At 65.4% G+C, this 13181-nt stretch carries 13 protein-coding genes; 5 read left to right on the top strand and 8 right to left on the bottom strand.

Annotated features, from left to right (window positions below; genetic code table 11):
• Nucleotides 1–169: 169 nt before the first annotated feature.
• Entirely contained in the window at nt 170–1501 is a 1332-nt protein-coding gene (locus tag VHN57_RS22480) for a dicarboxylate/amino acid:cation symporter (protein WP_423285599.1), read from the top strand.
• Between the two features lie 65 nt (nt 1502–1566).
• Here the strand turns inward: VHN57_RS22480 and VHN57_RS22475 are convergent, their stop codons facing one another.
• Nucleotides 1567–2451, bottom strand: coding sequence for a bestrophin family protein (locus VHN57_RS22475; protein ID WP_099232821.1), 885 nt, complete (start codon nt 2449–2451; stop codon nt 1567–1569).
• Nucleotides 2452–2588: 137 nt separating this feature from the next.
• Here VHN57_RS22475 and VHN57_RS22470 point away from each other — a divergent pair, with 137 nt between their 5' ends.
• Entirely contained in the window at nt 2589–3917 is a 1329-nt protein-coding gene (locus VHN57_RS22470; protein WP_423285597.1) for a dicarboxylate/amino acid:cation symporter, read from the top strand.
• Here the strand turns inward: VHN57_RS22470 and VHN57_RS22465 are convergent.
• Complete coding sequence (locus VHN57_RS22465; protein ID WP_423285595.1) at nt 3880–4449, bottom strand: NADPH-dependent FMN reductase; 570 nt, start codon at nt 4447–4449, stop codon at nt 3880–3882. The genes VHN57_RS22470 and VHN57_RS22465 overlap by 38 nt on opposite strands.
• A 155-nt stretch (nt 4450–4604) precedes the next feature.
• Between VHN57_RS22465 and VHN57_RS22460 the strand changes: the two genes are divergently transcribed.
• Entirely contained in the window at nt 4605–5534 is a 930-nt protein-coding gene (locus tag VHN57_RS22460) for a family 43 glycosylhydrolase (RefSeq protein ID WP_423285593.1), read from the top strand.
• Nucleotides 5535–5571: 37 nt separating this feature from the next.
• Here the strand turns inward: VHN57_RS22460 and VHN57_RS22455 are convergent, their stop codons facing one another.
• Together VHN57_RS22455 and VHN57_RS22450 are read right to left on the bottom strand one after the other, a co-directional pair.
• Entirely contained in the window at nt 5572–5754 is a 183-nt protein-coding gene (locus tag VHN57_RS22455; protein ID WP_007706693.1) for a hypothetical protein, read from the bottom strand.
• 5 nt (nt 5755–5759) lie between these two features.
• Nucleotides 5760–7049, bottom strand: a complete 1290-nt coding sequence (locus tag VHN57_RS22450) for an adenylosuccinate synthase (RefSeq protein ID WP_423285590.1) — start codon at nt 7047–7049, stop codon at nt 5760–5762.
• A gap of 228 nt (nt 7050–7277) precedes the next feature.
• Here VHN57_RS22450 and VHN57_RS22445 point away from each other — a divergent pair, with 228 nt between their 5' ends.
• Nucleotides 7278–8138 carry an alpha/beta hydrolase gene (locus VHN57_RS22445; protein ID WP_423285588.1) on the top strand — a complete coding sequence of 287 codons (861 nt, stop codon included), beginning with the start codon at nt 7278–7280 and terminating at the stop codon, nt 8136–8138.
• Here VHN57_RS22445 and VHN57_RS22440 read toward each other — a convergent pair.
• The 4 genes from VHN57_RS22440 to VHN57_RS22425 form a co-directional block, all read right to left on the bottom strand.
• Complete coding sequence (locus VHN57_RS22440) at nt 8132–9262, bottom strand: ATP phosphoribosyltransferase regulatory subunit (RefSeq protein ID WP_423285586.1); 1131 nt, start codon at nt 9260–9262, stop codon at nt 8132–8134. The genes VHN57_RS22445 and VHN57_RS22440 overlap by 7 nt on opposite strands.
• Nucleotides 9263–9439: 177 nt before the next feature.
• Nucleotides 9440–11020, bottom strand: a complete 1581-nt coding sequence (gene serA, locus VHN57_RS22435) for a phosphoglycerate dehydrogenase (RefSeq protein ID WP_037521949.1) — start codon at nt 11018–11020, stop codon at nt 9440–9442.
• 126 nt (nt 11021–11146) lie between these two features.
• Nucleotides 11147–12307, bottom strand: a complete 1161-nt coding sequence (locus VHN57_RS22430; protein ID WP_423285584.1) for a phosphoserine transaminase — start codon at nt 12305–12307, stop codon at nt 11147–11149.
• The gene (locus tag VHN57_RS22425) at nt 12304–12534 is read right to left on the bottom strand and encodes a hypothetical protein (RefSeq protein ID WP_284114325.1); all 231 of its coding nucleotides are present in this window, start codon (nt 12532–12534) and stop codon (nt 12304–12306) included. The genes VHN57_RS22430 and VHN57_RS22425 overlap by 4 nt, the downstream gene beginning before the upstream one ends.
• Between VHN57_RS22425 and VHN57_RS22420 the strand changes: the two genes are divergently transcribed.
• Nucleotides 12467–13165: an extensin-like domain-containing protein gene (locus tag VHN57_RS22420; RefSeq protein WP_423285582.1), complete on the top strand. Its 699-nt coding sequence runs from the start codon at nt 12467–12469 to the stop codon at nt 13163–13165. The two genes, VHN57_RS22425 and VHN57_RS22420, sit on opposite strands and share 68 nt — an antisense overlap.
• Nucleotides 13166–13181 lie beyond the last annotated feature (16 nt).

Genomic DNA, 13181 nt, shown 5'->3' with positions numbered 1-13181 from the left:
TGCCATTGTCCTGCCGTAAAACAGGGCGCGGAATATGGTGGCTCATTCGTCTATCCCCGCACAGTCCAAGCCTGCCCGATTGCGGGCTGGCCGGGCGCCTGTTAGGTGTCACCACCCAGCAGAACAGAATGAATGCGCGGGCGGACCGCTCGCTGGCTAGAGGAATATAATGCGAAATCGACTGACGGCCTACATCCTGACAGGCATGGTCCTGGGCGTGATCGTGGGCTTCGTGGCCAATCTCTGGGTCGGCGGGGATGAAGCGCTGGCCAAGGATGTGGCGGGCTATTTTCACCTTCTGGCCGACATCTTCCTTCATCTGATCAAGATGATCATCGCACCGCTGGTCTTTTCCACGCTGGTCGCGGGCATCGCCCATATGGGCGACAGCGCGGCGCTGGGGCGGATCGGCGGGCGCGCGCTCGCCTGGTTCATCATCGCCAGCCTGATCTCGCTGACCTTGGGCCTGATCTTCGTCAATTTCTTCGAACCCGGCGCCGGCCTCAACCTCGTCCGGTCGGGCGCGGATGCGGGCGTCAACACCGAAGCGCTCAATTTCCGCGACTTCATCCTGCACGTCTTCCCGACGTCGATGATCGGCGCGATGGCGGACAACCAGATCCTGCAGATCGTCGTCTTCTCGCTATTCGTCGGCGTGGCGCTGACCGCCATCGGCGAAAAGGGCAAGCCGATCATCACCGTGATCGAGGCGCTGGTCGAGCTGATGCTGCAGGTCACCGGCTATGTCATGCGCGTCGCGCCGCTCGCCGTGTTCGGCGCCCTCGCCTCGTCGGTGACGGTGCAGGGCCTGGGCGTGCTCAAAACCTACGGCGCGCTGGTCGGCGAATTCTACATCGCCCTCATCTGCCTGTGGGTGCTGCTGTTCGGCGCGGGTGCGATTTTCCTCGGCAAGCGGATGTTCAAGCTGATCCGCTATGTCCGCGAACCGATCCTGATCGCCTTCTCGACCGCCTCGTCGGAAGCCGCCTATCCCAAGATGCTGGAACAGCTCGACCGGTTCGGCGTGCCGCGCCGCATCTACAGCTTCGTGCTGCCGCTGGGCTACAGCTTCAACCTCGACGGCTCGATGATGTATGCGACCTTCGCGACCATCTTCATCGCCCAGGCCTATGGCATCGACCTGCCGATCGCGACCCAGATCACGATCCTGCTCGTCCTGATGGTCACCAGCAAGGGCATCGCTGCCGTGCCGCGCGCCTCGCTGGTCGTGGTCGCCGCCACGCTCGGCCAGTTCGACCTGCCGGTCGAGGGCGTCGCCTTCATCCTGGCGGTCGACCATTTCATGGACATGGGCCGCACCGCGACCAACGTGCTGGGCAATGCCATTGCCACCTCGGTCATCACCAAGTGGGAAGGCATGCTGGAGGTGGAGGAGCTGGTCGACGTGCCCCATCCCAAGGCGCCGGCCCATACCCCGTCCCATGGCCGGGCCGGGCTGGAACTGGCCTCCGACATGGTCGACGAAGACCGCAAGGGCTAAAGCCCGCACTTCAATGCCAAAGAAAAAGCCCCGCCTGCATCATGCCGGCGGGGCTTTTTATTACCTTACCACAGGACACCACGCACCGGCGTGACAGGATCTGGCGCCGGATCGCCGATCGACTGGAGCAGGTCGATCTCGATCGTCCGGCACATCGCCGTCAACGGCACGTCATGCACGCTGTCGGCGAAGGGATCGGTCAGATCATCGCCGATCCGCAGCACCGCCATGAACATCAGCCCCGCCACCGTCGATCCCAGTGGCGTGGCGAAACCCAGCGTCTCGACCAGCCCGATCGGCAGCAGGATGCAGAAGAGATGGGTGAACACGACCGGCAGCAGTCGATACTGGAAGGGAAGCGGCGTGTTCTTCAGCCGCTCCATCCCGCCCTGGGCATTGGCGATGTCGACCAGCACCTTCTCCATCTGGGTCTGCTGGATGGTGTCGATCCAGCCTTCCCGCCGCGCCATGTCGATCCGCCGGCCGGTGCTGTCGAGCAGGCCATTGGCCGGATTGGCCCGCGCCAGCGCCTTGCCCTGATCCTCCTCGCGCAGGAATTTGGTCACATCCTCCCCGATCGTCTGGCGCCGCAACTGGCAGCGCAGCGCATTCACATAGGCGATCTGGCGCTTGACGATCTCGCGCTTGAGGTCGCGGGCCTCCGGGTCGGGCAGGAAATTGCGCGCCGAACGCGCCAGGCTGCGCGAGGCGTTGATCATCGCCCCCCACAATGTGCGCCCTTCCCACCAGCGCTGGTAACTGCTGTTCGACCGAAAGCCCAGGAACAGGGCGAGGGCCGAACCAAAGATGGTGAGCGGCAGCGAAGGGGCCTTGAACGGCAACAGATAATAAGCGGCCGTGACCGCACAGTCCCACACGAACAGCGCGGTCAGCGGTTTCCACACTTCCGATGCGATCCGGCGCATGCTGGGGACGGCATCAACGATCATGCAAGACTCCTTCTGGTGAACCGGCCCAACGCCCGAGCATGCGGCTATGCTCCGTCGATGCCCTAACGAAACGAAATATTGCCGGCCGCGCAACCCGCTTCCGCATGGCTCGTTGGTCGGGAGGAAGAGGAGAAGCCATGAGTGGTTCGGGCACAGAGGAACAGGCGGGGCGACGCGCGGCCTTCTCGCTGCAATGGCAGATGCTGGCCGGCTTCCTGATCGGCCTCGCCGCCGGGCTGGTCGCCTATGCCGTAACCCCCGGCGCGCCCTGGATCGATGCGGTCACCCGCTATCTGACCGGCCCGATCGGTCAGGTCTTCCTCCGCCTGCTGTTCATGCTGGTGATCCCGCTGCTGGTCTCCGCGCTGATCGTCGGCATCGCCGAAATGGGCGAGATGCGCTCGCTGCGCCGGGTGGGGCTGCGCACCCTCATCTACACGCTGATCGTGTCGGGCATTGCCGTCGTCATCAGCCTGGCGCTGGTCAACCTGCTGCAACCGGGCAGCGGCGTCGATCCGGCGCAGGCGCGCGCACTGCTGGCCGATGCGGGCCAGGGGGCCAAGGCGATCCTTGATCGCGGCGCCGACACGCCCACCGGCATGCAGGCGGTGATCGCGATCGTCCCCGACAATGTGATCGCGGCGATGGCCGACAATGACATATTGGCGGTGATGGTCTTCGCCCTCTTCTTCGGCATCGGGCTGGTGCTGGTGCAGACGAAGGAAACGAAGCTGCTGCTCGACGCGATGGAGGGTCTGTTCGCGGTGACGATGCGCCTCATCTCGATCGTCATCCGCCTGGCGCCGATCGCCATCGCCTGCTTCATGTTCAACCTCGCCGCCCAGTTCGGCTGGGACTTGCTGCTGCGCCTGTCCGCCTATGTCGGGGTCGTGCTGCTGGCGCTCGCGATTCAGATGTTCGGCATCTATTCGCTGCTGATCGCCTTGCTGGCGCACCGGTCGCCGCTACGCTTCTTCGCCGCCGTGCAGGAAGCAAGCGTCATGGCCTTCGCCACCGCCTCCTCCAACGCCACCCTGCCGACCGCCATCCGCGTTGCGGAGGAAAATCTGCACCTGCCGCGCCGCATCGCCCGCTTCGTCCTCACCATCGGCGCCACCGCCAATCAGAATGGCACGGCGATGTTCGAGGGGATCACCGTCCTGTTCCTCGCCCAATTCTTCCATGTCGACCTCAGCCTTGGCCAGCAGCTGATGGTGATGCTGGTCTGCATATTGGGCGGAGTCGGCACGGCAGGCGTGCCCGCCGGGTCGCTGCCGGTGGTCGCGATGATCCTGGCGATGGTCGGCATTCCCCCCGAGGGAATCGGGCTGGTGCTGGGCGTCGACCGGCTGCTCGACATGTGCCGCACCGCGCTCAACGTCATCGGCGACCTTGTGGCCGCGACGGTGATATCGGCGCGCGAGGAGATCAGCGCTGCGCCTTCGCCGCCTGCGCCCACCAGATGAGCGTGTCGGCGAAACCGGCAAAGCCGCGGTCCAGTGCAGCACCGCCGTCACCGTTAGGCTGGGCATTTTCATCCAGCGTCTGCCCGATCTGGCCGACGCTCAGCCGCTCCGGCATCACCGCCATGCCCATGGCGGACAGTGTCACCGTCCAGTCGGCATGGCTGTTCACCCCGGCAAAACGCCCCATCGAGTAACTGGCGATCGCGGCCGGCCGGCGGTCGAACTCCTTGAGATAATGGTCGACCAGATTCTTGAGACCCGGCTGCATGCCGCGATTATATTCGCCCGCGACGAAGACGAAGGCATCGGCAGCGGACAGACGCTCGGCAAGATGCGCCATGGCGGCGGGCGCCTCGCCGGCGGGATAGTCGCTATAGCGCAGGTCGAGCATCGGCAGGTCGACCGCCTTGGCATCGACCAGTTCCGCCTTGTGCCCCAGCCCCTCAAAGCTGCGGATTAAATAGTCGGCCAGCCGGATACCGAGCCGGCTGCGCCGATAGGAACCGTAGAGGACGAGGATGTCGAGTGCCATGCGGAGCCTCCTGTCTGGATGTCGACAGACTTGTCGCATCCTGCCCCGATCGGGTCCAGCCGGCCTTCTAATCTTTCAATATTTCATGATGCGAAATTGCATTTCACATGGCGGAACGCCATCATCGCATCAATGATCGACATGGGAGGATGCGGATGAAGAGGATGGCGCTGCTGGCCTGCATGGGCCTGCTGATGGCCAATGGCGATGTCGCGCCGGGCAAGCCGATCAGCCCGCGCTTTGCCGGTGATCCGTCGCCGCACTGGTTCGACGATCGCTGGTATCTCTATGCCACCGACGACGCATCCAATTCCGGCCGCTACTGGGACAGCACAAGCTGGCGCCTCTACAGTTCGACCGACATGAAAAGCTGGCAGGATGACGGCGCCTTCCTCGACGTCACCACCTTCCAATGGGCACGCCCCGATGCCAAAGCCTGGGCCCCTGAAGTCGCCCGGCGCAACGGACGCTATTATTTCTATGCGCCGATCGGCGGCGACCGGATCGGCGTTGCGGTGGCCGACCGCCCCCAGGGGCCTTATCGCGACGCGCGCGGCGACGCGTTGATCGACAAGGCGCGCGACGCCAATGCCGGCGCCGAGCCGATCGACCCCGCCGTCTTCATCGACACGGACGGACAGGCCTATCTCTATTTCGGTACCCGCGTGCCCAAGGTGGTGCGGCTGAAGCCCGACATGATCCATGTCGACGGTCCGATCATGGACGTCGCCGTCACCGGACTGCCGGCCAGCGATCCGAAGAAGAAATATGGCGAGGCACCCTATCTCCACGCCCACAAGGGCCGCTATTATTTTAGCTTCTCGACCGGCTGGCCCGGCCAGATCATCTATGGCACCGCCGCCTCGCCGCTCGGCCCCTTCGCCTATGGCGGAGTGATCCTCGACTATCTGCCGATCTCGACCAATCATCAGGCGATCGTCGAGCGGGGCGGCAAGAGCTGGCTCTTCTATCATGACAGGCTCTTGCCCGGTGGCGGCGATCATCGGCGCTCGATCACCATCGCGCCGCTGACCTATGCCAAGGACGGCAGCATCCAGCCGGTCGAGCGCCACGCCCCGGAATAAGGAAAGGCCGGACGTTTCCGCCCGGCCTTCTCATCTCTCAGCGCAGCTTGGCGATCGACAGCCCGTCCTGCTTGGCGCGGGTCTTCACCGATTCCTCGCTGCGGGTCAGCGCCTTGGCGATCGCCTTGAGCGCCATACCCTTCTTGGCGAGCGTGTGCAGTTTCTGGACCTCATCCTGGGTCCAGGGCTGCTTGTGCCGCTCGAAGCGCTGCTCTCCCATGCCCCTTAATCCGCGAAGGGATCGCGGACGAGGATGGTGTCGTCGCGTTCCGGGCTGGTCGACACGAGCGTGACCGGGCAGCCGATCAGTTCCTCGATGCGGCGGATATATTTGATCGCCTGTGCCGGAAGCTCCGCCCAGCTGCGCGCGCCGGCGGTGGTTTCGCTCCAGCCGGCGATGCTTTCATAGATCGGCTCGGCCTTGGCCTGGTCCTGCGCATGGGCGGGCAGATAGTCGAAGCTCTGGTCGCTGATCTTGTAGCCTACGCAGATCTTCAGCTCCTCGAAACCGTCGAGCACGTCCAGCTTGGTCAGCGCAATGCCGGTCACGCCCGAAACGGCGACCGACTGGCGCACCAGCACCGCGTCGAACCAGCCACAGCGGCGCTTGCGGCCAGTGACGGTGCCGAATTCATGGCCGCGCTCGCCCAGGCGCTGGCCGACGTCATTTTCCTGCTCGGTCGGGAACGGGCCGGAACCGACGCGAGTGGTATAGGCCTTGACGATGCCCAGCACGAACCCGGCGCCATTGGGGCCAAGGCCGGTGCCGCTCGCCGCCGTGCCCGCCACCGTGTTGGACGAGGTTACGAAGGGATAGGTGCCATGGTCGATGTCGAGCAAAGTGCCCTGCGCGCCCTCGAACAGGATGCGCTTGCCTTCCGACTTCGCCTTGTTGAGCGTCAGCCAGACCGGCTTCACGAAAGGCAGGATGAAGGCGGCGATCTCGGTCAGGTCGGCCATCAGCTGGGCGCGGTCGATCGGCGCTTCACCAAAGCCAGCACGCAGCGCATCATGATGCGCGGTCAGGCGATCGATCTGCAGGTCGAGATCGTCGAGATGGGCGAGGTCACAGACGCGGATGGCGCGGCGGCCGACCTTGTCCTCATAGGCCGGGCCGATGCCGCGACGGGTGGTGCCGATCTTGCCGGCGCCCGATGCGTCCTCGCGCAGGCCATCGAGGTCGCGGTGGAAGGGCAGGATCAGCGGGCAGGTTTCGGCGATCTGCAGGTTTTCCGGCGTGATCTCGACGCCCTGGCCCTTCAGCTTCGCCACTTCGTCACGGAAGTGCCACGGGTCCAGCACCACGCCATTGCCGATCACCGACAGCGTGCCGCGGACGATGCCCGAGGGGAGCAGAGAGAGCTTGTAGACCTTCTCGCCGACGACCAGCGTGTGGCCGGCGTTATGGCCGCCCTGGAAACGGGCGACGACATCCGCGCGCTCCGACAGCCAGTCGACGATCTTGCCCTTGCCTTCGTCACCCCATTGGGCGCCGATCACGGTAACATTTGCCATGGATACACTCCTCCGCCCGCCGCGCGGACCGGCCATGCCCTTCGACGGGACTCGGCATGCCGGTGGAATAGGATGGGCGGGGTACGCCCTGTGCGGGGCGCGCGTTAGCCGGGCATGGCCGATGCGTCAAGGTTGGAGCGCGATTACACTTTGATACCAGGTGCCCGCTTTACGGCGCGATGCGCCCTCGCGATCATGCCGGCACAGGGGCAGCGAAGGACGATCCATATGCGCAGACGGCTGATTCCGATCCTGATTCTCTCCCTGCTCGCGGGCACGCCGATGGCCGCCCAGGCCCAGACGGCCGCCCCCGCGCCGCAGGCCATGACCTATGGCCATGATCCATTGCAGGCGATCGACTTCTGGCCGGGCAAGGGCACGAAGGCACCGCTGGTTATCTTCGTCCATGGCGGCGGCTGGAAACGCGGCAGCAAGGACAATGCCACCGGCGCGGCCAAGGCGCCCCATTATACCGGCCTTGGCTATGCCTTCGCATCGATCGATTACCGGCTGGTGCCCGATGCGACGGTCGAGAGCCAAGCGCAGGATGTCGCCGATGCCGTCGCCCGTCTGCGCAGCCGGGCGGCAACGCTGGGGGTCGACCCCAACCGCATCATCCTGATGGGCCACAGCGCCGGCGCGCACCTCGTCGCGCTGGTCGGCACCGACATGCGCTATTTCGCCAAGGCCGGGCTGAAGCCCGATGCCGTGCGCGGCATCATCGCACTGGATGGCGCGGCTTATGACGTGCCAACGCAGATGGCGCAGGGCGGCCGCTTCATGGCGAAAACCTATGAACAGGCGTTCGGCACCGATCCGGCGCGGCAGAAGGCGCTATCGCCCACCTTGCAGGCGGCAAAGCCCAACGCCCCCGATTTCCTGCTGCTCCATGTTGATCGGGTCGACGGCACCGCCCAGTCCAATGCGCTCGCCGCCGCGCTGCGCAAAGCGGGAACCCCGGTAGAGATCCATGCGCTGCCCGGACGCGGGCTGCGCGGCCATATGCAGATCAACCGCGAGATGGGCGATGCCGACTATGCCGGCACCGGCATCGTGGACGCCTGGCTGCGTCGACTGTTCGGTCAGTAGGCGCGGGGCTCGCTGCCATCCAGCCAGTGCGAACAGCGCTGGGCAGCGCCATCTTCGCCGTCCGCCAGCGCGGCAACCGTGTGCCAGCCCTCGGCCCGCAGCGCGGCCGCGCGCACGGCATCATGGCCGACCGGCAGGAACAGGCGCTTGGGCCGTTCGTCGCCAAAGCCCGCGTCGATCAGCGGGTCGGGATAGAGCGAAAAGCCCATGGCCGGTTCGTCCGCCTCGCCGGCGCGGGCGATGGCATAGCTGCCGCCACGGCCGATCTCGCCGATGAAGCCCTCGGCAAAGATGGAGAAGCCGAACCAGTTCTGGAATTCGAAACCGTGCCGTTCGGTCGGGTCGAGGGTCAGGGTGATGTCCCAGCCGATCGGCTTGGCAATGGCGCGCAGGCCCGCGATGCGGCTGTCGATGGCGCCGCTCAGCTGCGCACTGAACGCCTCCAGCCGTTCCATCGCGGCATGGAAGGGGCCGGTCGCCTCGATCAGCGGCAGATAGGCGGCGGCGGCCGGGCTGATCGCCACCAGCGCGCCGGCATCCTTGGCGTCCAGTTCGGCGCGCACGGCTTCCAATTCTTCGGCGCCCAGCGGCAACGGACCGGCGGCCAGCGCGTCGATCAGGTCGGGCAAGGTGAAATCGATGGTGATGCCGGTGACGCCGGCGGCGCTCAGCGCCTCGATCGCGATGTTGACGATCTCGACCGCGGCGGCGGCGCTGTCGCTGCCAATCAGCTCGGCGCCCAGCTGCATCTTCTCGCGCTCGGGGCGCAGTTGGCTCGCCTTCTGGCGGATCACCGGCCCGGCATAGGACAGGCGCAGCGGACGCGGCGCGCTGCGCAGGCGGGTGGCGGCGATGCGACCGACCTGTGCGGTCATGTCGGGACGGAAGGCCAGGGTACGCTGCGACACCGGATCGACAGCGCGAACCAGATCCTGCGCGCGCATCGACTTGAGCCGCTGAGTCAGCGTATCCTCGAACTCCGCCAGCGGCGGCATGACCCGCTCATAGCCATGGGTCGCAACCGTATCGAGCACGCGGCGCGCCAGGCGCGCGGAAGCTTCGGCCTGCGGCGGCAGGCGATCGGATAGCCCCTCCGGGAGCAGGCTTGGCGGGATCATGGTCATGGGACAGGCCCTTTAGCGGAATTTTGGGGTTAGGCCATCCCCTACCCCCGTTCGGTTCGAGCTTGTCGAGAACTGTTCTCGACAACGCTTCTCGACAAGCTCGAAGCCTGTCCTGAGCGCCTGCCTTGCAGGCAGTCGAAGGGCTGCTCGAACCGAACGGCAGATATTTAGGTCAGCTTACGCGAAGCGCAGCAGCTTCACCTGCTTCACGCCGGCGAGGTTGCAGATCGCCCAGCGCAGCGGTTCGGTGACGGTACCGTCCACCGACAGCAGCAGCACGGCTTCGCCGCCCTGGTTGCGACGGCCCAGGTGGAAGGTGCCGATATTGACGTCCGACTCGCCCAGCTTCGAACCGAGGCGACCGATGAAGCCCGGCGCGTCCTGGTTGACGATGTAGAGCATGTGGCCGTCGAGATCGGCTTCGACCTTGATGCCGAACAGCTCGACCAGGCGGGGCTGGGCATGGCCGAACAGCGTGCCGGCCACCGACTTGTCGCCCGCTTCGGTCGAAACGGTGACGCGCACCAGCGTCTGATAGTCGCCCTCGCGGTCATGACGGACCTCACGCACGTCCAGGCCGCGTTCCTTCGCCAGGAAGGGCGCGTTGACCATGTTCACCGTGTCCGAATAGACGCGCATCAGGCCGGCCAGCACCGCGGCGGTGATCGGCTTCTGGTTCAGCTCGGCGGCATGGCCCTCGACCTCGACAGCAACGCCGGTGATGGCATCGCCTTCCAGCTGGCCGATCAGGCTGCCCAGCTTTTCAGCCAGCGCCATATAGGGCTTGAGCTTGGGCGCTTCCTCGGCCGACAGGCTGGGCACGTTCAGCGCATTGGTGATGCCGCCGTCGAGCAGATAGTCGCTGAGCTGTTCGGCCACCTGCAGCGCGACATTGACCTGCGCTTCGTCGGTCGATGCGCCCAGATGCGGGGTGCAGATGAAGTTCGGCGTGCCGAACAGCGGCGATTCCTTGGCCGGTTCGGTCTGGAACACGTCGAGCGCGGCACCCGCGACATGGCCCGAATCCAGCGCCTCCTTCAGCGCCGCTTCGTCGATCAGGCCACCACGGGCACAGTTGACGATACGCACGCCCTTCTTGGTCTTGGCCAGATTGTCCTTCGACAGGATGTTGCGGGTCTGGTCGGTCAGCGGCGTGTGCAGCGTGATGAAGTCGGCCTTGGCCAGCAGCGTGTCGAGGTCCGCCTTTTCCACACCCATTTCCACGGCGCGCTCGGGCGTCAGGAAGGGATCGAAGGCAACGACCTTCATCTTGAGGCCGAGCGCACGGCTGGCGACGATCGAGCCGATATTGCCGGCGCCGATCAGGCCCAGCGTCTTGCCGGTCACTTCCACGCCCATGAAGCCGTTCTTGGGCCACAGGCCCTGCTGCGTCTGGGCATTGGCTTCGGGGATCTGGCGGGCCAGCGCGAACATCAGCGCGATGGCATGTTCGGCGGTGGTGATCGAGTTGCCGAACGGCGTGTTCATCACGATCACGCCCTGGGCCGAAGCGGCCGGGATGTCGACATTGTCGACGCCGATGCCGGCGCGGCCGATGACCTTGAGGTTGGTCGCGGCGTCGAGAATCGCCTTGGTGACCTTGGTCGAGCTGCGGATGGCGAGGCCGTCATAGGCGCCGATCATCGCGGCCAGTTCTTCCGGGGTCTGCCCGGTGATGACGTCAACCTCGACACCACGCTCGCGGAAGATCGCGGCGGCGCGGGGGTCCATCTTGTCGGAAATGAGAACCTTGGGCATGGCGAATTGCCTTTCTTGCAATTCGTCATCCTGACGAAGGTCAGGATCTCAGGCGGCGAACTCGTACCTAGAGGCCTGAGATCCCAGCCTTCGCTGGGATGACGGGAATATAAAGGGAGAGGTTAGTTAAGCAGCCTTCACGGTCGCATAGGCCCAGTCGAGCCACGGGCCGAGCGCCTCGATATCGGCGGTCTCGACGGTCGCGCCGCACCAGATGCGCAGGCCTGCCGGGGCGTCGCGATAGCCCGCCACGTCATAGGCGGCGCCTTCCTTCTCGAGCAGGCCAGCGAAGGCCTTGATGAAGGCTTCGTCGGCGCCCTCGACGGTCAGGCAAACGCTGGTGGTCGAGCGCGAGGCTTCGTCGACGGCGAGATGGCCGAGCCAGTCGCGTTCGGCGACGATCTTGCCCAGCGCCGCCGCATTGGCGTTGCTGCGCGCGATCAGGCCATTGAGGCCGCCCAGCGACTTGCCCCATTCCAGCGCGAAGATCGCGTCTTCCACGGCCAGCATCGACGGGGTGTTGATGGTTTCGCCCTTGAACACGCCTTCAGCCAGCTTGCCCTTGGCCATCAGGCGGAACACCTTGGGCAGCGGCCAGGCGGGGGTGTGATTTTCCAGACGCTCGACGGCGCGGGGGCCGAGGATCAGCACGCCATGGCCGCCCTCGCCGCCCAGCACCTTCTGCCAGGAGAAGGTGGCGACGTCGATCTTGGTCCAGTCGATCTCATAGGCGAAGACCGCGCTGGTGGCGTCGGCGAAGGTCAGGCCCTCGCGGTCGGCCGGAATCCAGTCGGCGTTCGGCACGCGCACGCCCGATGTGGTGCCGTTCCAGGTGAAGAGCACATCGTTCGAGAAGTCGACGGTGCCAAGGTCAGGCAGCTGACCATAGTCGGCACGGATGACGGTCGGATCGAGCTTCAGCTGCTTGGCGGCGTCCGTCACCCAGCCTTCGCCGAAGCTTTCCCAGGCCAGCGTCGTCACCGGGCGGGCGCCCAGCATCGTCCACATCGCCATTTCGAAGGCGCCGGTGTCGCTACCCGGCACGATGCCGATGCGGTGGGTGTCGGGCAGGTTCAGCAGCTCGCGCATCAGGTCGATGCTGTAGGCGAGGCGGGTCTTGCCGATCTTGGCGCGGTGCGAACGGCCGAGCGACTCGGTGGCCAGCTTGGCGGCATCCCAGCCCGGAGGCTTGGCGCAGGGACCGGAAGAGAAAAAGGGGCGAGCCGGACGGGTTGCGGGCTTTGCGGCAGGCGCAATGGTGGCGTCAACGGCAGTCAGATCAGTCATGTATGCGTCTCCTTACAGAGAGCACGCGCGGCGTTGGGACCGCGTGGCCCGTCGGCCGCCCTAAAGATTTCCGAAAAAGAGTCAAGCCGCAGCAAAATGCGACGAAATGACAGCGCCGTTAACCCATCAGCCCGGAAAGCCGTGGTAAATGCGGGATTGATGGTAGAGCGGGCGACGAAAAATTCGGTATGGCGCAGCGCGGCCCTGGCCGCGACGATGGCGAGCATGCTGGCCGCCTGCAGCGGCGACCTGGTGCCCAAGGGTCGAGTCGCCCGTGCATCCAAACCGGTGAAGAGCGCGCGCTCGGCCACACCGCCCGCGCCGCCGCCGCTCGAAACCCGGCAATGTTTCGCCAAGCTGCAGTCCCAGTCGGTCGCTTTCACCCCCCTGCCCGATCAGAATTTCGGGGGTGGATGCAGCGCGATCGGCAGCGTCAAACTGCTCGACATCGGTGTGCCGACCTCGGGCCTGGGGGCCATGACCTGCAACCTTGCCGCCAATTTCGCGGCCTGGTCGCGCTATGCCGTGCAGCCCGCCGCCCGGCTGATCCTGGGCGCGGAGATCGAGAAGATCGAGACATTCGGCACCTATAATTGCCGGCCGATCGCGGGCAGCGGCAAGCTCAGCGAACATGCCCATAGCAATGCGATCGACGTATCCGCCTTCGTCCTGAGCGATGGACGCCGGATCAGCGTCGAGAAGGACTGGAATGGTGACAAGCGCACCCGCCAGTTCCTGGAAGTGGTCCATGCCAGCGCCTGCAAACGGTTCAACACGGTGCTGTCGCCCGACTATAACGCCGCCCATCATGACCATTTCCACTTCGACATGGGCGGCCGCGGCGGCTTTTGCCGCTAAGCGGAAATAGCCAACT

Source organism: Sphingobium salicis subsp. salicis, from assembly GCF_049472635.1.
Classification (GTDB): domain Bacteria; phylum Pseudomonadota; class Alphaproteobacteria; order Sphingomonadales; family Sphingomonadaceae; genus Sphingobium; species Sphingobium yanoikuyae_A.
This window is presented reverse-complemented; position numbering and strand designations above follow the sequence as displayed.